The sequence below is a fragment of the Devosia sp. P1_H9 genome, assembly GCF_056405135.1.
In genome coordinates, this window is sequence record NZ_JBFUCQ010000005.1 from 257348 (window position 1) to 277523 (window position 20176).

The 20176-nt window shown below is 64.6% G+C and carries 20 protein-coding genes and 1 pseudogene; 15 read left to right on the top strand and 6 right to left on the bottom strand.

From position 1 onward, the window contains the following. Nucleotides 1-22 precede the first annotated feature (22 nt). Complete coding sequence (locus AC1DYL_RS11955; RefSeq protein ID WP_477173283.1) at nt 23-418, bottom strand: RidA family protein; 396 nt, start codon at nt 416-418, stop codon at nt 23-25. 213 nt (nt 419-631) lie between these two features. Here AC1DYL_RS11955 and AC1DYL_RS11960 point away from each other — a divergent pair, with 213 nt between their 5' ends. From AC1DYL_RS11960 to AC1DYL_RS11980, 5 genes are all read left to right on the top strand, one after another. Further along, nucleotides 632-1333 carry a DedA family protein gene (locus AC1DYL_RS11960; RefSeq protein ID WP_477149984.1) on the top strand — a complete coding sequence of 234 codons (702 nt, stop codon included), beginning with the start codon at nt 632-634 and terminating at the stop codon, nt 1331-1333. 108 nt (nt 1334-1441) lie between these two features. Continuing rightward, on the top strand, nt 1442-2143 hold the full coding sequence (locus AC1DYL_RS11965) for a DedA family protein (protein WP_477173284.1): 702 nt from the start codon (nt 1442-1444) through the stop codon (nt 2141-2143). 61 nt (nt 2144-2204) lie between these two features. Further along, nucleotides 2205-2777: a tetratricopeptide repeat protein gene (locus tag AC1DYL_RS11970; protein WP_477173285.1), complete on the top strand. Its 573-nt coding sequence runs from the start codon at nt 2205-2207 to the stop codon at nt 2775-2777. 99 nt (nt 2778-2876) lie between these two features. Next, on the top strand, nt 2877-3170 hold the full coding sequence (locus AC1DYL_RS11975; protein WP_477149987.1) for a GNAT family N-acetyltransferase: 294 nt from the start codon (nt 2877-2879) through the stop codon (nt 3168-3170). A 109-nt stretch (nt 3171-3279) separates the two neighbouring features. Beyond that, nucleotides 3280-4293, top strand: a complete 1014-nt coding sequence (locus AC1DYL_RS11980) for a L,D-transpeptidase family protein (protein ID WP_477173286.1) — start codon at nt 3280-3282, stop codon at nt 4291-4293. A 35-nt stretch (nt 4294-4328) separates the two neighbouring features. Here AC1DYL_RS11980 and AC1DYL_RS11985 read toward each other — a convergent pair whose 3' ends face one another. Together AC1DYL_RS11985 and AC1DYL_RS11990 are read right to left on the bottom strand one after the other, a co-directional pair. After that, nucleotides 4329-4937, bottom strand: coding sequence for an alpha/beta hydrolase (locus AC1DYL_RS11985; protein ID WP_477173287.1), 609 nt, complete (start codon nt 4935-4937; stop codon nt 4329-4331). Beyond that, a complete protein-coding gene (locus AC1DYL_RS11990) occupies nt 4937-5881 on the bottom strand; it encodes a VOC family protein (protein WP_477173288.1) in 945 nt (314 codons plus the stop codon). The genes AC1DYL_RS11985 and AC1DYL_RS11990 overlap by 1 nt, the downstream gene beginning before the upstream one ends. Before the next feature lie 294 nt (nt 5882-6175). Between AC1DYL_RS11990 and AC1DYL_RS11995 the strand changes: the two are divergent. Both AC1DYL_RS11995 and AC1DYL_RS12000 read left to right on the top strand, forming a co-directional pair. After that, nucleotides 6176-6424, top strand: a pseudogene (locus tag AC1DYL_RS11995) (siderophore-interacting protein); the annotation flags it as partial. Nucleotides 6425-6426: 2 nt separating this feature from the next. Beyond that, a complete protein-coding gene (locus AC1DYL_RS12000; protein ID WP_477173289.1) occupies nt 6427-6873 on the top strand; it encodes a siderophore-interacting protein in 447 nt (148 codons plus the stop codon). 4 nt (nt 6874-6877) lie between these two features. On the opposite strand, the gene AC1DYL_RS12005 is transcribed toward AC1DYL_RS12000, so the two are convergent. From AC1DYL_RS12005 to pncB, 3 genes are all read right to left on the bottom strand, one after another. After that, a complete protein-coding gene (locus AC1DYL_RS12005; protein WP_477173290.1) occupies nt 6878-7192 on the bottom strand; it encodes a hypothetical protein in 315 nt (104 codons plus the stop codon). A 91-nt stretch (nt 7193-7283) separates the two neighbouring features. Then, nucleotides 7284-8039 carry a hydroxypyruvate isomerase family protein gene (locus tag AC1DYL_RS12010; protein ID WP_477173291.1) on the bottom strand — a complete coding sequence of 252 codons (756 nt, stop codon included), beginning with the start codon at nt 8037-8039 and terminating at the stop codon, nt 7284-7286. Between the two features lie 25 nt (nt 8040-8064). Further along, nucleotides 8065-9372, bottom strand: a complete 1308-nt coding sequence (pncB, locus tag AC1DYL_RS12015) for a nicotinate phosphoribosyltransferase (RefSeq protein ID WP_477173292.1) — start codon at nt 9370-9372, stop codon at nt 8065-8067. A gap of 169 nt (nt 9373-9541) precedes the next feature. On the opposite strand from pncB, the gene AC1DYL_RS12020 reads away from it, so the two are divergent. From AC1DYL_RS12020 to AC1DYL_RS12055, 8 genes are all read left to right on the top strand, one after another. Then, nucleotides 9542-11254, top strand: coding sequence for a DUF6311 domain-containing protein (locus AC1DYL_RS12020; RefSeq protein WP_477173293.1), 1713 nt, complete (start codon nt 9542-9544; stop codon nt 11252-11254). Between the two features lie 73 nt (nt 11255-11327). Continuing rightward, entirely contained in the window at nt 11328-12281 is a 954-nt protein-coding gene (locus tag AC1DYL_RS12025; protein WP_477173294.1) for a sugar-binding transcriptional regulator, read from the top strand. 160 nt (nt 12282-12441) lie between these two features. Then, on the top strand, nt 12442-13746 hold the full coding sequence (locus tag AC1DYL_RS12030) for an ABC transporter substrate-binding protein (protein WP_477149997.1): 1305 nt from the start codon (nt 12442-12444) through the stop codon (nt 13744-13746). Between the two features lie 247 nt (nt 13747-13993). Then, nucleotides 13994-14863, top strand: coding sequence for a carbohydrate ABC transporter permease (locus AC1DYL_RS12035; protein ID WP_477173295.1), 870 nt, complete (start codon nt 13994-13996; stop codon nt 14861-14863). A gap of 10 nt (nt 14864-14873) precedes the next feature. Continuing rightward, the gene (locus tag AC1DYL_RS12040) at nt 14874-15701 is read left to right on the top strand and encodes a carbohydrate ABC transporter permease (RefSeq protein WP_477149999.1); all 828 of its coding nucleotides are present in this window, start codon (nt 14874-14876) and stop codon (nt 15699-15701) included. Between the two features lie 10 nt (nt 15702-15711). After that, nucleotides 15712-16713: an ABC transporter ATP-binding protein gene (locus tag AC1DYL_RS12045; RefSeq protein ID WP_477173296.1), complete on the top strand. Its 1002-nt coding sequence runs from the start codon at nt 15712-15714 to the stop codon at nt 16711-16713. Nucleotides 16714-16765: 52 nt separating this feature from the next. Next, complete coding sequence (locus AC1DYL_RS12050; RefSeq protein ID WP_477173297.1) at nt 16766-18244, top strand: mannitol dehydrogenase family protein; 1479 nt, start codon at nt 16766-16768, stop codon at nt 18242-18244. A gap of 724 nt (nt 18245-18968) precedes the next feature. Beyond that, the gene (locus AC1DYL_RS12055; protein WP_477173298.1) at nt 18969-20117 is read left to right on the top strand and encodes a mandelate racemase/muconate lactonizing enzyme family protein; all 1149 of its coding nucleotides are present in this window, start codon (nt 18969-18971) and stop codon (nt 20115-20117) included. Nucleotides 20118-20176 lie beyond the last annotated feature (59 nt).

Here is a 20176-nt window from a genome sequence, read left to right on the forward strand (position 1 = left end):
CCCCCTTGTGGGAGAAGGTGAGTCAGGGCCGTCGAGCGATCAGGTCGATCTCCACGAGCGAGCCCACCGCCAGCGCCGTCACACCCACCGTGGTCCGCGCCGGCAACTTCCCGGCCTCGAAGAAGCTCGGCCACAACGTATTGAGCTCCGCGTAGTCGCGATGAAACTCGGTGAGGTAAATGCGCGCCATGGTGACGTGCTCGAGCCCCAGGCCCAGGCCGGCGAGGATCAGTTTCAGGTTCTCGATCACGCGCCGCGTCTGTGCCTCGATGCCCTCCGGCAGGGGTGCGTCCGGCGCGTTGGGGTCGGTCGGCATCTGACCGGTGACAAACACGAAGCCGTCGGCCTCGACCGCATGGCTGAAAGGCGCCACCGGCTGCGGTCCGCCGGAGATCATGTGGTGGATAGGCAGCGACATCGACAACTCCGTTCAGCCCGCTGCCTCATCGCCCCCACGGCTGAGTGCAGCGTCGACGCGACCATAGCGCGTTCACGCACAGTTCATGCACGTCTCGTCAAATAGCCGCAATGGGCGCGCCACTACCGACTGGCGGTGCCATGCCAATCGTGACACGTTACAGCACGAGGCCATGCCTCGCGCCTAGGGGGCACAGGGGAGCAGCCGTAGCCTATGATCGAGTTCTTCCATTCAATTTCGACTTGGCTCGAACTGTTCCTGCAAGGCATTTCCGACAATTTCTGGCTCTCGCTGCTTTTCATCTTCCTGGTCTGCATCGGTGAAGCGGTCTTCATCGTCGGCCTGCTGGTGCCCTCGCTTCCGATCCTGCTACTGACCGGTGGCCTTATCGCTCAGGGCAGCCTGCCGTTCTGGCCGATCTACTTCGCAGCCGTGCTCGGCGCGATCATCGGCGACGCCATCTCCTACACCGTCGGCTGGGCGCTGAAGGACCGCATCCGGACGGTTTGGCCGTTCAAGAACCACCTCAAGCTCATCGAGCAGGGCGAGGTGTTCTTCGCCCGCCACGGCGGCAAGGCCATCTTCATCGGCCGCTTCATCACCGGCGTGAAAGCCGTGATCCCCGGCGTCGCCGGCATGATGGGCATGTCGTACCGCCACTTCTCGGTCATCAATGTCGTCTCGGCTTTCGTCTGGGCCGCCGTGCACATCCTGCCCGGCGTGCTGCTCACCGGCTGGCTGAAGTCGATTGGACTGAGCCTCGAGCTGGTCATCATCGTCGGCGCCATCGTGCTCACCGTCCTCTTCCTCATCGTCCACTTCTGGAAGCGTATCCTCCTGTCCTTGGCCCCGTTCATGGGCGAGTTCGGTCGCTCGCTGCAGGCGCGCTGGCAGAAGCCCGAGACCGGCCACTAAGGAGCGCGTGCAGGAAAAGTTGCAGACCTTTCCGGTTCGAAAGCGCAACAAACGAAGATCCGTCGCTCCTGTCACGCAATCCTCATTTCGGCCCGCTAGGCTTGGCCGATGCTTGAGGTTTTCAACGCACTCACCGGCTGGCTGGAAATGCTGCTCGAGGCCATCTCGGGCAATTTCTGGCTCAGTCTCTGGTTCATCTTCCTGATCGCTGCCACAGAGGCCGTATTCATCCTCGGGCTGTTCATCCCGTCGACGCCGGTATTGCTGCTCGCCGGCGGCCTGATCGCTGACGGCAAGCTCCCGTTCTGGGAGATCTATCTCGCGGCGGTGGTCGGCGCGGTGGTCGGCGACGCCATCTCCTACACCGTGGGCTTCTGGCTGAAGGACCGGATCAAGACCATCTGGCCGTTCCGCAACCACCTGCCGCTGATCGCCCGCGGCGAGGCGTTCTTCGCCAAGCACGGCGGCAAGTCGGTGTTCATCGGCCGCTTCATCCCAGGGGTGAAGGCCGTGGTGCCCGGCATCGCCGGCATGTTCGGCATGGACTATCGGCGCTTCTCGATCATCAACGTCACCTCCGCCTTCGTCTGGGCCGCCGCGCATATCCTCCCCGGCATGCTGCTCTCGGCCTGGCTCAAGTCGATGGGCCTCAGGCTCGAACTGGTGATCATCGTTGGTGCGCTGATCCTCGTGGTGCTGTTCCTCTTGCTCCACTACTGGCGAGCGATCCTCCTCGCCGCAACGCCATTTCTCGGCAATTTCGGCCGCTCGCTCCAGGCCCGCTGGCAGAAGCCCGAGGCGGGGCACTAGCCGGCGCCGATCACCAACTGATCACTTGCGCCGCCGCGGCCCGGGGTCGAATATTGGAGCCATGCGCAACCTGGTTCGTCTCGCCTCGATCCTTCCGCGCCTCCTCCTGGGGCTGCTGTTGCTGTTGGCGCTGAGCCCGGCCCTGGCCGACGACGCGGCGGACCGTCTGGCCCTCGACAAGCTGTTCGCCCAGTTGCGCGTCGCCCCCGACGCCGAGACCGCACACGCCATCGACCAGAAGATCTGGATCTACTGGACCACCCCATCCGACCCGATCCTCGCCGGCCGCATGCGCGAGGCGCTGACCGCCCGCAACATGGGCGACGTGCCGGGAGCGATCCGCCTGCTCGACAAGCTGATTGCCGATTACCCCGACTACGCCGAGGGTTGGAACCAGCGCGCCACCATGTATTACGCGATCGGCAACTTTGATGCCTCGATCGCCGATTGCGAGAAGGTGCTGGCCCTCGAGCCCCGCCATTTCGGCGCCCTTTCCGGGCGCTCGCTGATGTACCTGCAACTGGGCAAGCGCGCCCTGGCCCTGAGAGACATGGCCGCCGCCCTCGCCATTCACCCGTTCCTCAACGAGCGACGGCTGTTTCCCGAACTTGGTGAGCCGATGACGCAGATCTGACCCGCGCCCGCCGCCCCTTCCGCCTGCCCGCTTCCACCCCATATGTGCATCATGCCCGGCGCCAAAGCTGACGCCGTTCCGACTGTGAAAGGTTTTGCGATGTCTGACGAACTTCCCGTCGAGCACGAAGAGGCCGACGGCCGCGGCCGCTACGTGGTCTATCTCCCCGACGGCAGCGAAGCTGAAATGACCTACCAGCGCCGCGATGCCAAGACCATCATCGTCGACCACACGGGCGTGCCGCCACAGCACCGCAACCTCGGCCTTGCGCTGAAGCTGGTCGAACGCGGCATCGCCGATGCTCGCGCCACCGGCAGCAAGATCGTGCCGGTCTGCTCCTATGTCGTCGCCCAGTTCCGCCGCCATCCGGAATGGGCCGACCTGCAAGCCTGATCCGCGGCATTTTAGCCAAATGCTAACCATGCCGATGCTGCGCACGACAGATTGAGGCAACCCGTGAGCCGCCGGCGTTGTTTCCTTTTCCCCAAAGGAACTGGAAACCATGCGCCTCGCGCTCGCTACCCTCGCTTTCGTCCTCGCCACCGTTCTTGCCAACGCGCAGGAGGTGGCGACGCTGCCGGCTGTACCGCTCACCGCTGAGGCAGTGAACGCCGCCGACCTCTCGACCATCCCGGTGCAATACGCTCCGCCGGCTGAAGGAGACGCCAAAGTCGAGCGCCAGCCCGATCCCGCCATCATCCGCCTACAGGTGCTGCTCGATCGCGCCGGCGCCTCGCCGGGGGTCATCGACGGCTTCGACGGCGACAATGTGCGCAAGGCCGTGTTCGCCTTCGAACTGATGCGCGGCCTGCCTCCCGACGGCGCGCTGGATTCCGACATGCTCACAGCGCTCGAAACCGGCGACCCGGTGATCGGCGAATACAAGATCATCGCCGACGACCTCAACGCCATCGGCGAGCCGATCCCCAAGGACTACGCCGAACAGGCCAAGCGCAAGTTCCTCGGCTACACCTCTATCGCGGAAGAGCTGGGCGAGCGCTTCCACATGGATGTGGACCTGCTGAAAGCGCTCAACCCCGGTGCCGGCTTCACCACCGGCGAAACGATCCAGGTCGCAGCATACGGCCCGGACCTCAAGGGCGAGGTGCTGCGCATCGAGGCCGACAAGTCGCTGCGCCAAGTGCGCGCCTATGGCGAGGGCGATCGGCTGATCGCTGCCTATCCGGCCACCATCGGTTCCGAGGAAAACCCGTCGCCCACCGGCACCCATGTGGTCGAAGGCGTCGCCCCCATGCCCGAATACACCTACAACCCCAAGGTCAATTTCCAGCAGGGCAAGAACACCGAAGTGCTCACCATCCCGCCCGGTCCCAATGGCCCGGTCGGCTCGATGTGGATCGACCTGAGCGAACCGACCTTCGGCATCCACGGTACCCCCGAGCCGTCGCTGATCGATAAGACCGCCTCGCATGGCTGCGTGCGCCTGACCAACTGGGACGCGAATGAACTCGCCAAAATGGTGAAGCCCGGCGTGCCGGTGGCGTTCGTTGGCTGACATGAAAAGGCCGCCCCGAGAGGCGGCCTTCGTACTTACTCGGCGAGGAAGTCCCGCACCGCGAGCAGTTCCTCGCGGCGGATTTCGTGCCCGCCTTCGTGCCAGAACAGCGTCACCTCGGCGCCCTGCTCCTTGAAATAGGTCGAGAGCAGCTCCGCCGAATGCACCGGCGCGATCGGATCGCGGCGGCCCGCGGTGATGATGATCCGCTTGCCCTTCAACCCCGGCTGCGGCTTGGGCGTGAAGGGGATCAGCGGATGCATCAGCACCGCCACGTCGAACTGCTGCGGCGCCTCGAACAACACCGAGGCAAGGATGTTCGCCCCGTTCGAGTAGCCAAGCCCCAGCACCTCTTTGGCCCTGCCCTTGCTCGCCCCGACGAAGCCCGCGAGCTTCTTGGTCGCCCGGGCTAGGTCCGCCATATCATAGCGGCCCTCGCCAACGCGCTTGAAGTAGCGCAGCGCCCCGCCTTCGGAGACGTCGCCCCGCACACCGATCCGCCGCGCCCCGGGCTTCAGCTCCGCGGCGAGGTCGGTGAACTGATGCTCGTCGCCGCCGGTGCCGTGCAACAGGTAGAAGGCCGGCGCATCCTGGGATGCGCCGGGGATATCCACGTTGACGTAACTGTCGAGTACTTCGGCCATCATGCCAGTTCCTTGTCCTCGAGCGGCTGCAGCGTCTGCTCCAGCTGGCTCCTCAGGTGTTCATGCTGCGTCGGCAGCTTCAGCGACTCGCCGAGGTGCGCAGTGTCCTCGTCCCGATCGAACCCGGGCTCGTTCGTCGCGATCTCGAACAACACGCCGCCCGGCGTCCGGAAATAGATCGCCCAGAAATAGTCCCGGTCGATCACCGGCGTCACCCGGTAGCCCGTGTCGAGCAGGGCCTTCCGGACTTCGAGCTGCGCCGCCCGGTTCTCCACAGCGAACGCGATGTGATGCACCGAACCCGCGCCGAGATCGGCCCGGTTGGCATCGGGCAGCACCTCGATATCGACGGTGTTGGCCGGGTTGCCATCCGGCCGGATCAGTCGGTGGATGTTCCCCGAACTCTCGGCGTTCTGGTAGCCCATGAACTTCAGCAGCTCCTCCGTGGCGCCGCCGTCGCGGAGCCGCATCGAAGCCGAATGGAAGCCCCGGATCGCGTGCTCGGCGTCTACGCCGTTGCCGGTCCACGGCAGCCGGGTATCGGCCGCGTTCTCGACCAGCGCCAACGCATCGCCTTCCGGAGCCCGGAAGCTCAGGCGCTTCTCGCCAAAGCTCTCGGAGAGCGCGAGGTCACCGACGCGGTCCTGTGCCAGCCGCTCCTGCCAGTAGCCGAGCGAGCCCTCGGGCACTGAGAAGACCGTGGTGCCGACTTCGCCGACGCCAGGCCGGCCGCGAGCAATGTGCGGGAACGGGAAGTGCGTCATGACCGTGCCGGGCGTGCCGACCTCATCACCGTAGTAGAGGTGATAGACGTCGGGCGCGTCGAAGTTGACGGTCTGCTTCACCCGGCGCAGGCCGAGCGTCTTGGAGAAGAAGTGGTTGTTCTCGGCCGCATCGCGCGCCATCGACGTAACGTGGTGCAGGCCCTTGATCTGGGTGATCATCGCTAACCTCCATGCGTCGGCCCCTGCCGATCGCTGTCTTTGTGCCGGCCCTTGCCGGTCGCTTCGGCACTAGAAATAGGCGACCGGCATTCCCTCGAATAGCGCACCGACTGCGCAAGGGATTGTTTGATTCAATCGAACAATCCCACCTTGCACCGAGTTAACTTGACCGCTGCAGCCTAGCCCAGCTAAATCTTGACTATGGACGTCATAAATAGATCGCTCAAGCGCATCCGGCTCGAAACCCGCATCCGCATCCTCGACGTCGCCTCGGTCGTCGACATCACTCCGCACATGCGCCGTATCCGGCTCACCGGACCCGAACTGGAAGGTTTCCAGTCCCCGGGTCACGCCGACCACGTCAAGGTGTTCCTGCCCTCGGACGGCAAGCCGCTGCCGCGCCCTGAGCGCCATCCCGACGGGCTCGCCTGGCCTGACGAGGTGTCGAAGCCGTTCCTCCGCGATTACACCCCGCGCTACTTCGATCCGGTGGCCCTGACCCTCGACCTCGATTTCGTGCTGCACGGCGACGGCCCCGCCTCCGAGTGGGCCGCGCAGGCGAAACCCGGCGACCAATTGATGATCGGCGGCCCGCGCGGCACCATCCGCGTCCCCGAAACCTTCGACTGTACTTCATCGCCGGCGACGAAACGGCGCTCCCCGCAATCGGCCGCCGCATCGAGGAACTGCAGGCGGATAAGCCGGCGATCGCCATCATCGAGGTCCCGGAAGCCGCCGACGAACAGCGCTTCGAAACCAGTTCACCGGTCCAGATCCACTGGATCCACCGCAATGGCCGCGAGGCCGGCGCCGAAAACCTGATCCTGCCCGCAGTCGCCGAGATCGGCTTCCCCGCGGGCGAAGGCTTCGCCTTCGTCGCCGGCGAGGCCCAGATGGCCAAGTCGCTCCGCCACCACCTCGTCGCCCGCGGCTTCAACAACGACTACATCCGCGCCGCCGGCTATTGGCTAAGGGGCGAAGCCGGGGACTGACTGGCTACTGCTTGATGGTCAGCCTGCCGGGGTTTCGCAGTTGCGGCCGGGTGCTTAATGACGGCGTGTCGAGCACGCAGTTGGCCATCGCCGTCTGGTAGGCGCGCATCACGCGAACCTTGCACTCGCCATAGAGGACCGATGTGAGTGGGTAGATCGCACAACCCGCATCGTCGATGTTGAACTGTACCAGCGCCTTTTGCAGGCAATCGGACTTTGCTGCGTCGTCCTTGGGAGCGGCAAGAGAGGTGCCGGCGACAAGCGCGCCGGCGCAAAATGCAAGGCTGCGGACAAGATGGAGTCGAGTGGGAGAGCGCATCTGGACCTCCTCCTGGATCGGCCTCGACGCTGCCACGCGCGAGCTTAACTCAGGCTGAGCCCGCTGTCTCCGTTCCGTTCATCTCCCGCCGCTACGCCAGCTCGCGAAACTTCAGTGTCTCCACAGTCGGCCCGCTCGGCTTGTACTCGAGCCCGATCAGCCCGTCATACCCCTGCGCCACCAACCACTCGAGCCGCTCGGCATAATCCATGCGGCCGCTGCCCGGCTCGCCGCGGCCCGGCGTATCGGCGAGGTGCACATGCACCACCCGGTCGAGCCGGCCGGCGAGCACTTCGATCTCTTCGCCCATCACCGCCGCGTGGTAGATATCGTAGAGCAGCTTGATCTCGGGCCGCGCCACCTCGTCGACGATATCGAGCCCCTCCTCGGTCGAGGTGAGGTAGTAGCCCGGATGGTCCACCCGGTCGTTGAGCGGCTCCAGCGCCAGCACCACGCCCGAACCTTCGAGCAGCTTCGCCGCTTCCTTGAGCACCTTGACGATCGCCGCATGCTGCGCCGCGCGCGCCACGCCCGGCTGGTTATCGCCGGCCTGCGCAATGATCACCCTGGCCCCAAGTTGCAGCGCCGCCGCTAGCGAGGTGCGCACCCCCTCGAGGAACCACTGGTGCGATTCCGGATTGGTCAGCGGCGCGATCGGTTCGCACAGAATCCCCGCCAGCGTCAGTCCGGTTTCGTCGAGCGCCTGCTTGATGGCGTCGCAATCCTTGTTGGAGAAACGCCAGAACTCGACGGCGTCGAGCCCCGCGGCCTTGGCCGCACGGACCCGGTTGGCAACGTCAGGCTCTTCGGTGGCGAACAGCCACTCGATGCAGGCGGAATAACGCATGAGACCTCAGAAAATAGTTCGTCGGCTAGACGGTAACTTTGTGGGAGACCCGGCCCTTGTCGCCGAAGATCCTGATGTAGCGGCGAATCTCCGCCGCGTCGCCGGTGGCCTTCTCGGGATTGTCCGAGAGCTTCACGGCTGGATGGCCATCGGCCTCGCTGACCTTGCACACCAGCGAGATCGGCTCAAGCTGCGGATTAGGCCACGGCGAGCAACCTGAGAAATCGTTGGTGAGGTTGGTGCCCCAGCCAAAGGCCATGCGCACCCGTCCATGGAAGTGACGATAGGCCTCTTCGATCATGTCGACATCGAGCCCATCGGAGAAGATCAGCAGCTTGTCGCGAGGGTCGCGCCCGCGCGCCTTCCACCACTCGATGATCTTCTCGCCGCCCTCGATCGCGGGAGCGCTGTCCGGCCGGAAGCCGGTCCAGTCGGCCACCCAGTCGGGCGCATCGCGGAGGAACGCGTCGGTGCCGAATGCATCGGGCAGGACGATCTTGAGATTGCCGCCGTAATAGCTCTCCCAGTCCTGCAGCACCTGGTACGGCGCCTCTTTCAGCGCCTGCTCGTTCGGCGCGATCGCCGCCAGCACCATCGGCAGCTCATGCGCATTGGTGCCCAGCGCTTCGAGATCGTTGTCCATCGCCAGCAGCACGTTCGAGGTGCCGGTGAACACCTCGAGCCCCAGCCCTTCCTTCAGCGCCTCGACGCACCAGCGCTGCCACAGGAACGAATGCCGACGCCGGGTGCCGAAATCCGAGATGCGAAGCTCCGGCAGCTTCTTTAGCCGCTCCACCTTCTCCCACATCTTGGCCTTGGCTCGCGCATAGACCACGTCGAGCGCGAACGGCCCGTAAGCCTTCAGCGCCGATCGGCTGCGCAGCTCGTTGATGATCGCCAGCGCCGGGATCTCCCACATCGTGGTCTCTACCCACTTGCCGTGGAAGGTGAGCTCGTACTGCCCATCGCGCTTTTCGAGGTGGTAGTCCGGCAGCCGGAACCCGGCCAGCCAGCGCAGGAACTCCGGCGAGAAAATCTGCTTGGAGCCATAAAAACTGTTACCCGCCAGCCAGATCATCTCCTTCTTGCCGAAGCGGAGCGTCCGCGCATGGTCGAGCTGCGCCCGCAGCTCGCCCTCGTCGATATCGTCGGCGAGGCGGACCGAGGTCTTGCGGTTAATCAGCGAGAAAGTCGCGTCGACCTTGGGGTAAAGCCCCCAGATCATCTGCAGCATCAATAGCTTATAGAAGTCCGTATCGAGCAGGCTGCGCACGATCGGATCGAGCTTCCAGGTATGATTGTAGACCCGCCGGGCAATATCCGTCTTCGGCATCAGGCTTCCCTTCACTCGCCCGACACCTCTAGGCGGATCGGGCGAAAAAGAAAAGAGCGCTATATCGCCAAGTGACGATGGACGCGCCAAAACGCTTCCTTCACCACCGGCGCGGTACTGAGAGTGGATGGCGGCTGCGCGCCAGGCTAGGTGGATTGCCGGGAACCGAATGAGCGCAACGGGGGCAGCAGAGCTTCACGAGCCAGCGCGCCTGCGCCCGGCGAACGTCGCTGCGAGCCTCGAAACGCCGGCCATCGTCCCCGCCATCCTCATCGGCATCATCGCGTTCGTCATCGTGCGCGGCATCGCCCCGCTCGATCCCACCAACATCCTCTGGCTCGATGAGCGTGATCGCGCCATGCACACGCTCGGCTGGTGGTGGTTCTCCATGGCGCCTTGGGGCTGGCCACCCGGCGCCAGTCCGCTCAATGGGCTCGAGCTCGCCAACAGCGTCGGACTGTCCGATTCCCTGCCGCTCTTTGCCTTCCCGTTCAAGCTGATCGCCAACTGGCTACCTGTGCGCTCCCAGTACTGGGGCTATTGGGAGCTGCTCTGCTTCGTCCTGCAGTCGCTGTTCGCCGTGTTGATCGCCCATCAGCTGAAGCTCAGCCGGCCGATGGCATTGATCGCCGCGATGTTCTGCGTGTTCCAGCCGGCCTTTCTGATGCGGCTCGACGTGCATATGGCGCTGGCCGGCCACTGGACCATCCTCGCCGCCGTCTGGCTTTACCTCCGCCGGCCCATGCCGCTCTGGGCCTGGCCGCTGCTGCTGGCGACCGTGTCGGCCATTCACGGCTACCTGCTGGTGATGGTCTTCGCCATCTGGGGCGCCTCGCTCGCGGCACGGCTGTGGCGCGGCGAGTTGCGTCCGCTGGCCACCGTTGCCGAGCTGTTGTTCGCCGGCCTCGGCATCGCCGTCGTGCTCTGGGCCGCCGGCATCTTCACCGTCGGCTCGATGGAGAGTTACGGTTTCGGCCTCTTCCGCATGAACCTGCTCGGCCCGCTCAACCCCGCCTTCTTCCAGTTCATCGTCCCCGGCGTGCCCATCAACCGCTTCGAATGGGAGGGCGTGAACTATGTCGGGCTCGGCATTTTCGCCCTCATCGCCGTGGTCGCCGTCACCTTCCGACCCGCCAATCTCGCGCCGCTGTTCGGGCCGCGCTTCCTGCCGCTGGTGTTGGTCGCGGTCGGCCTCGCGATCTTCTCGCTGAGCCACCGCGTCGCCTTCGGCAGCATCGAGCTGTTCGAGTTGCCGCTGCCGGCGCAGCTCGAAAAGTTCCTCACCACCTTTCGCAGTTCTGGCCGCATGTTCTGGCCGCTCGGCTACCTGCTGGTCTTCGCGCTCCTGACCCTGCTGTCGCGCCAGCTGCGCAGCACTCCAGCGCTGATCGTCACCTGCCTGGCGCTGGCGCTGCAACTGACTGACCTGCAACTGGGTATCCGGGCGCTCAAAGTCGGGCCCGATCGCACCGGCACAACCTGGCGCACCATGCTCACCTCGCCCGCCTGGGAGGCGCTCGCGCCGCACTACCAGCGTGTCCGCGCCATCCCGGTGGAGAACGAGGGCACCAACTGGCGCGAGCTCAGCTGGTTCGCCGTGACTCACAAGCTGCCCACCGACGCAGTCTATCTCGGGCGCGTCGACCCCACAGCGCTGGCCAATGCTGCAGCGGTCGGCGAAGCGGCGCTGCGCGATGGCAGGTTCGATCGCGGGGCGATCTATGGCCTCAACAGCCGTGCCGCCCGCCGCGTGCTCCTGCATCTCGGACCGGACGATGTCCTCGCCCCCATCGACGGCCTGATCCTCTTCGCCCCGGGGGGCAAGCCGATCCTCGACGCCGCCGGCATCAAGCTTTCGCCTTTCGTCGCAGTGCGCCGCTAAAGCCGAACAATCCCCTTGCGGGCAAAAGCCCATTGCGTGAGTATCCGCCCGTTTCGGACAGGATTTTCCGGCCATGGCGCCACGACAGGACACTTCGGGCAACCGGCTCGACGACGCTGCCCGCGCCGGCTGGCTCTACTACGTTGCCGGCAACAACCAGGAAGAGATCGCCAAAAAGCTCGGTGTGTCGCGCCAGACCGCCCAGCGCCTCGTTTCGCTGTCGATCTCGGAAGGCCTGATCAAGGTCCGCCTCGATCACCCGATCGGCCGCTGCATGGAGCTCGCCGAAAAGCTCCGCACCCGCTACGCGCTGGATCTCGTCGAAGTCGTCCCCTCCGATCCCGGTTCCACCTCCACCGTGCTCGGCCTCGCCCAGGCGGCCGCCGCCGAGATCGAGCGCCGGCTTAAGGGTGACAAGCCGATCGTCCTCGGACTGGGCACCGGGCGCACGCTGAAGGCCGCGATCGACCAGCTGTCGCCCATCGAGGCGCCGCAGCACAAGATCGTCTCGCTCACCGGCAACATCGCGCCCGACGGCTCCGCCGCCTTCTACAACGTCATCTTCTCCATGGCCGACGCGGTGAAGGCCCGCAGCTTCCCCATGCCGCTGCCGGTCATCGCCTCGTCGGCGGCGGAGCGCGAGGCGCTGCATAGCCAGCCCATGGTCCGCGATACCCTGTCATTGGCCGCTCAGGCCGACGTGACCTTTCTCGGGCTGGGCGACCTCGGCCCGGACGCGCCGCTCTATCTCGATGGCTTCATCTCCGAGCCGGAGCTGAAGGCGTTGCAGAAGGCCGGCGCCATCGCCGAGATCCTGGGCTGGGCCTTTGACACCAACGGCAAGCTGATCGATGGGCTGACCAATGACCGGGTGGCCAGCGCCCCCCTGCCCTCGCGAGAGTCGTCGCTGGTCGTGGCAATCGCCATGGGCAAGCAAAAATTGCCCGGCATCCGCGCCGCGCTCAACCGCCGGTTGGTAAACGGTTTGCTTACAGACGAAGCCACGGCTGAAGGCCTGCTGGCCTAACCCTAACCCACTGAATTCATAGCGATACCGCCAAAGCACCCTCACAGGACGCGCTGTCGCGCCGCCCTGTGGATAAATCAACCGCTTGACTTTATCGACCGAAGTATGAGTATTTGCCCATCACCGATACAAATGCTCGTATCGGAAAGGGAGGATATCGATGAAACTGCTACCGCTTCTCGCGGGCGCCATGCTTGTTGCGCTTGCCGGCTCGGCTTCCGCCGAAACCATCACCATCGCCACGGTGAACAATGGCGACATGATCCGCATGCAGAAGCTGACGGACGATTTCACGGCCAAGAACCCGGACATCCAGCTCGAGTGGGTTACCCTCGAGGAGAACGCGCTGCGCCAGAAGGTCACCACCGACATCGCCACCAAGGGCGGCCAGTACGACGTTGTGACCATTGGCACCTACGAAGTTCCGATCTGGGCCAAGCAGGGCTGGCTGGTACCGCTGGACAATCTCGGCACCGACTACGACGTCGATGACCTGCTCCCCGCCATCCGTGGCGGCCTGTCGCTGGACGGCAAGCTTTATGCCGCGCCGTTCTACGGCGAGAGCTCGATGGTCATGTATCGCAAGGACCTGATGGAGAAGGCCGGGCTCACCATGCCCGACGCCCCCACCTGGGACTTCATCAAGGAAGCCGCCGACAAGATGACCGACCGCGCCGCCGGCATCAACGGCATCTGCCTCCGCGGCAAGGCCGGCTGGGGCGAGAACATGGCCTTCCTCACCGCTATGTCGAATTCCTTCGGCGCCCGCTGGTTCGATGAGAACTGGAAGCCGCAGTTCGACCAGCCCGAGTGGAAGGACACGCTGCAGTTCTACGTCGACCTGATGAAGGCCGATGGCCCGCAGGGCGCTTCGTCCAACGGCTTCAACGAGAACCTGGCGCTGTTCCAGCAGGGCAAGTGCGGCATGTGGATCGACGCCACCGTCGCCGCCTCGTTCGTTACCGGCAAGGACTCGACCGTTGCCGACAAGGTCGGCTTCGCGCTCGCTCCCGACAAGGGCCTCGGCAAGCGCGGCAACTGGCTCTGGGCTTGGTCGCTCGGCATTCCCGCCGGCACCCAGAAGGCGGAAGCCGCCCAGAAGTTCGTCGCCTGGGCAACCTCGAAGGGCTATCTCGATCTGGTTGCCAGCAAGGAAGGCTGGGCCAACGTGCCGCCGGGCACGCGCAGCTCGCTCTACGCCAACCCCGAGTACCAGGCGGCCGCTCCCTTCGCCAAGATGACGCTCGACTCGATCAATGCCGCCGATCCGACCAAGCCGACCGTCAAGCCGGTCCCCTATGTCGGCGTGCAGTTCGTCGCCATCCCCGAGTTCCAGGGCATCGGCACCACCGTCGGCCAGCTGTTCTCGGCGGCGCTCGCCGGCCAGTCCAGCGTCGACGATGCGCTGAAGCAGGCCCAGGACGTTACGACCCGCGAAATGACCAAGGGCGGGTACATCAAGTAGCCTCCCGAGGCGACTTGGGGCCGCCGGCCAGTCCTCTAGCTGCCGGCGGTCCACTTTCTACCTCACGCACCGCGTCATCCCCGCGAAGGCGGGGACCCGGTGGGATGTAACAGCCTCCACTCGTGTTGCAGCATCCCACTAGGTTCCCGCCTTCGCGGGAATGACACCAGTTGAAGAGCATTCGAACCACAACGGCCCGGGCATCCCGGGCCTGAGATTGAACCGGCGTTAAGGGGAGAGAACGCCAATGGCCACGCGACAGTCGCGCACGCTCGCGCGCATCATGATGGCGCCTTCGGTCCTCGTCCTGCTTGTCTGGATGATCGTGCCGCTGGTGCTCACGCTCTGGTTCAGTTTCCAGAACTACAATCTGCTGAACCCGGTCACGAGCTTCGCCGGCTGGACCAACTACTACTACTTCCTCACCGACCCGGCGTTCCTGCAGGCCATCGGCAACACCCTGATCCTCGTGATCGGCGTCCTCGCCATCACCGTCATCGGCGGCATCTTCCTGGCGCTGCTGCTCGATCAGCCGATGTTCGGCCAGGGGATCGTGCGCATCCTCGTCATCTCGCCGTTCTTCGTCATGCCGCCAGTCGCCGCGCTGGTCTGGAAGAACATGCTGATGAACCCGGAATACGGCCTCTTCGCCGATATCGCCCGGGCCTTCGGCCAGCAGCCGGTCGATTGGTTCGCCCAGTTCCCGCTGTTCTCGATCATCATCATCGTCGCCTGGCAGTGGCTGCCCTTCGCGACGTTGATCCTCCTCACCGCGCTGCAATCGCTGAGCGAGGAGCAGAAGGAAGCGGCCGAGATGGACGGCGCCAACGCTGTCCGGCGCTTCATCCACATCATCCTGCCGCACATGGCCCGGGCGATCACCGTGGTGATCCTGATCCAGACCATCTTCCTCCTCGCGGTGTTCGCCGAAGTGCTGGTCACCACCAATGGCGGGCCCGGCTACAACTCGACCAACCTCGCCTTCCTCGTTTACCGCACCGCGCTCCTCAGCTTCGATGTGGGCGGCGCCTCCGCCGGCGGCGTCATCGCCGTCATCCTCGCCAACATCGTCGCCATCTTCCTGATGCGCGCCGTCGGCAAGAACCTGGACGCTTGAGGAGCTCGAGATGGCACGCGAAGTTACCATGCAACGGAAGCTCACCTTCACCGCCCTCGCTTGGCTGGTGGCCTTCCTCCTGTTCTTCCCGATCCTGTGGACCATCCTCACCAGCTTCAAGACCGAGGCCGAGGCCATCGCCTCGCCGCCGACCATCATCCCAACCTGGACGCTCGAGAACTACTTTGAGGTGCAGTCGCGCTCGGACTACTTCCGGCACTTCTTCAACTCGGTCTGGATCTCGGTCGGCTCCACGCTGATCGCGCTGCTCATCGCCATCCCCGCCGCCTGGGCCATGGCCTTCACTCCCACGCCCAAGACCAAGGACGTGCTGATGTGGATGCTGTCGACCAAGATGATGCCGGCGGTCGGCGTGCTGGTGCCGATGTACCTGATCTTCCGCGATCTCGGCCTGCTCGACACGGTCTGGGGGCTGACCACGGTGCTGACCCTGATCAACCTGCCGATCGTCATCTGGATGCTCTACACCTACTTCAAGGAAATCCCGGTCGACATCCTCGAGGCCGCCAGGATGGATGGCGCCATCCTCTGGAAAGAGCTGGTCTATATCCTCGTGCCGATGGCCGTTCCCGGCATCGCCTCGACGCTCCTGCTCAACATCATTCTCGCCTGGAACGAAGCGTTCTGGACCATCAACCTGACGGCGTCCAAGGCCGCGCCCCTGACCGCCTTCATCTCGTCCTTCTCGAGCCCCGAGGGGCTGTTCTGGGCCAAGCTGAGTGCAGCTTCGACCCTCGCCATCGCGCCGATCCTGGTTCTGGGCTGGATCAGCCAGAAGCAGCTGGTGCGCGGTCTCACCTTCGGCGCCGTGAAATAGGGGATTTCAAATGGGCTCCATCACTCTCGAACACGTCAACAAGACCTTCGGCGGCCACCAGGTGATCCCCGATGTTTCCTTGGAGATTGAAGACGGCGCCTTCGTCGTCTTCGTCGGGCCCTCGGGGTGCGGCAAATCTACTCTCCTCAGATTGATTGCCGGCCTCGAGGACACGACCGGCGGCCTGATCAAGCTCGATGGCGTCGACGTCACCGACAAGGGTCCGGCGCATCGCGGCCTCGCCATGGTGTTCCAGTCCTATGCGCTCTACCCGCACATGACGGTGCGCCAGAACATCAACTTCCCGCTCAAGATGGCCAACATCGACAAAGCCGTCGCCGACCGCAAAGTCGATGACGCGGCGCGCGTTCTCAACCTCACCGACTACCTCGACCGCAAGCCCCGCGCCCTCTCCGGCGGCCAGCGCCAGCGCGTCGCCATCGGCCGCGCCATCGTGCGTGAGCCCAAGGCGTTCCTGTTCGACGAGCCGCTTTCGAACCTCGACGCGGCCCTGCGCGTCAACATGCGGCTCGAGATCACCGAGCTGCACCAGCAGCTGAAGACCACCATGGTCTACGTCACCCACGACCAGGTCGAAGCCATGACCATGGCCGACAAGATCGTGGTGCTGAACGCCGGCCGGGTCGAGCAGTACGGCACGCCGATGGACCTCTACAAACGGCCGGCCAACAAGTTCGTCGCCGGCTTCATCGGCTCGCCCAAGATGAACTTCTTCGAGGGCGCCGCCGCCGAAAAATACGGCGCCGCCTCGATCGGCATCCGCCCCGAGCACCTGCGGATTTCCAAGGATTCCGGCGATTGGGCCGGCCATGTAGGGGTTGCCGAACACCTGGGCTCGGATACCTTCCTCCACGTGCATGTGGATGGCGCCGGCCTCCAGACCGTTCGCACCGAGGGTGACACCAGCTTCTCGCATGGCGATCCGGTCTGGCTCACCCCCGACCCCGAACGCATCTACCGCTTCGACCACTCCGGTCTGGCGCTGCGCTGAATACTGTCCGGGCCGCACGTGATGGGTGCGGCCTCATCTTGACGAGGTTGCCATGCCGATCGAACTCGCCGCCGACCAGCTTCCCGAGATCTCCGAGCTCGCCGCGGTTCCGCACTACCGGCAATCCGACCTCAAGGCGGGGATCCTGCATTTCGGCGTCGGCAATTTCCACCGCGCCCACCAGGCGGTCTACCTCGATGCATTGTTCAACCTCGGCCTCGACCACGACTGGGCCCTGGTCGGCGCCGGCGTGCGCGACACCGATGCGGCGATGCGCTCGACCCTCGGGGCGCAGGACTGGCTCACCAGCGTCGTCGAGCAGGAAGCGCACGAAAGCCACGTGCGCATCACCGCTCCGATGGTCGATTTCCTGAAGCCTGGCGACACCAGCGCCATCATCGCCAAGCTGGCTGACCCGGCGATCCGCATCGTCTCGCTCACCATCACCGAGGGCGGCTACTACATCGATCCGGCGAGCCAGCGCTTCGACCCAACGCACCCCGATATCCGCAACGACGCCGAGCATTTCGACACCCCGCGCACCGTCTTCGGCCTGATCCTCGCCGGCCTGAAGCGCCGCCACGCAGCTGGTGTCGCGCCATTCACGGTGATGAGCTGCGACAACATCCCCGGCAACGGTCACGTGGCGCAGAACGCGGTCGTTGGATTGGCCAGGCTGATCGACCCCGCATTGGCGCAATGGGTCGAAAGCTCCGTCGCCTTCCCCAACGGCATGGTCGATCGCATCACCCCCGCCACCGGCGAGCGCGAGAAGCGGCTGATCGCCGATGAGTTCGGCATTGCGGATCGCTGGCCGGTGTTCTGCGAAGCCTTCAAGCAATGGGTGCTGGAGGACAACTTCCCGCTCGGCCGCCCGGCGCTCGAAAAAGTCGGCGTACAGTTCGTCAAGGATGTCGCGCCGTTCGAGCTGATGAAGATCCGCATCCTCAACGGTGGCCATGCCACCATCGCCTATCCCGGCGGTTTGATGGACATCCACTTCGTCCACGAGGCGATGGAAGAGCCGCTGATCCGCGAGTTCCTCGAAAAGGTCGAGCGTGACGAGATCATCCCCATCGTCCCCCCCGTCCCTGACACCAATCTCAACGACTACTACAAGCTGATCGACCGGCGCTTCTCCAACCCCAAGATCGGCGACACCATCCAGCGCCTCTGCCTCGATGGCAGCAATCGCCAGCCCAAATTCATCCTCCCTTCGGTCACCGATCGTCTCGCCCAAGGCAAATCCATCACCGGCCTCGCCCTCGTCTCGGCCCTCTGGGCCCGCTACTGCTACGGCGAAACCGACAGCGGCAAGCCGATCCCGCCGAACGACCCCAACTGGGACCGGCTCACTGCACTTGCCAAACAGGCGAAAGCCGACCCCAAGGCCTGGCTGTCGATGACCGACATCTTCGGGGACCTCGCTACCGACCCGGTCTACGTCGCCGCCTTCACCCACGCGCTCTCGACGCTGTGGAAGGTGGGCACGCGTGAGACTCTGAAGCGCTATCTGGCGGGGACGCTATAGCCTCCACAAACTCGATCCCATCTCCCCCCTTGCGGGGGAGAATGGAATTTCTTGGGCTTAGCTTCTTGGCTAAGCCTTAGAAGTTCCAAGAGGGAGGACGTTGCACGCGCGATCTCTCCAAACCTCTCTCCCGGCCCCCGAGCGTCTGGCCACCCCCACCCTTGGTCCCTCCCCACAAGGGGGAGGGAGACGACTGAGGTGTCGGCTGTCGCACCTCCCTCCCCCTTGTGGGGAGGGTAGCGCAGCTAGGCGAAGCCGTAGCGAAGCTGGGTGAGGGTGGTCACAGCCAACGCCAATGTTTTCAATGCACTGAGAGAAATCTGTCCGAACTAATCCCCCCGTTTCCGCCCCATGCGAATATGCCCCCGTCACCCACACGGGCGCGGTCGCGTACGGACGGTCGGTGGGGCGATTTCGGTGCTGGGGGAGCCGTCCTCTGGCGGCCGCGGCTATGGGCACCCATCCACCGTCCGGGCTAGCACCCGGCGTGCGAACGCTTCCTCATGGTCCCCGCAAAAACTCCGAACAGTTCCGGCGTGGCGACGGCCTTTCATCTGCGGACTACCCGCGTGGTCGAAGCCACGCCGGAACCGCCCGACTACTGAACACCCGGAACCGCGAGGCGACCGGTTCATCCGCTCGTCCAATTGACTCCGCCCGATCAATCAGTGCCCCTTCTCGTCCAATCGAGCGGGACAACCCCGCCGCTGAGGAGCGCACTCAATTGAAGATCACCGCCATCAAGCCCTACGCCGTCTGGGTGGGCATCCGTAACCAGCTCGTCGTCAAGATCGAGACCGACGAGGGCATTTTCGGCTGGGGCGAAAGCGGGCTGTCGGGGCGCGAGAAGGCCGTGGTCGGCGCGCTCGAGCACTACACCGAAATCCTCATCGGCATGGACCCGTTCCAGATCGGCCACATCTGGCAGCTGCTTTATCGCAGCCAATATTTCGAGGGGGGCCGCGTGCTGCAGGCGGCGATCTCGGCCATCGACATCGCGCTCTACGACATCAAGGGCAAGGCGCTCGGCGTGCCGGTGCACCAGTTGCTCGGCGGCAAGCAGCGCGACAGGATTCCGACCTTCGCCAGCACTTCGGGCGAGCCCGGTCCCGAAATGATCGAGCAAGCCAAGATGCTGATCGAGCACGGCTGGAACGCCATGCGCCTCTCGCCCTCAGGCCATGGCGAAACCATCTACGAGCCCCGCGAGCACATTGGCAAGACCGCCAAGTGGATGACCAAGGCGCGAGAGGAGCTCGGCGAGGACGTCACCCTCGGCATCGATTTTCACCACCGCCTGTCGGTCGCCGAAGCCGCCAGCTTCTGCCAGAAGATGCCGTCGGGCACGCTCGACTTCCTCGAGGAACCGATCCGCGACGAGACCCCTGAAGCCTACGAGTCGCTCCGCACCCTCACCGATATCCCCTTCGCCATCGGCGAGGAATTCGCGTCGAAGTGGCAGTTCCTGCCCTACATCGAACGCGGCATCCACCAGTTCAATCGCCTCGACGTCTGCAATGTCGGCGGCCTCACCGAGTCGATGAAGATCGCCGGCTGGAGCGAGGCCCATTACGTGGACATGATGCCGCACAATCCGCTCGGGCCGATCTGCACTGCGGCCACTATTCATTTCTCCGCGGCCGTCGCTAACTTTTCCTGGCTCGAGACCCGCTCTAGTCCCGCCGAGAATCTCGGCTTCGATAACTCGGAGTTTTTCCCGGTGCAGCCGCGCCTCGAAGGCGCGCATTATCCGGTCAGCGACGCGCCCGGCCTCGGCATTGAGGTCAACGAGGAACTGATCAAAAAGCAGAGTTTCAAATTCTGGCAGGCGCCCATGCTGCGCCGCCGCGATGGTTCTGTGACCAATTGGTAGTGTTATGCCGGGTTGACGCCTCGCCCCGCGATCCCACTTAGTACTTGTGGACGCAGGAA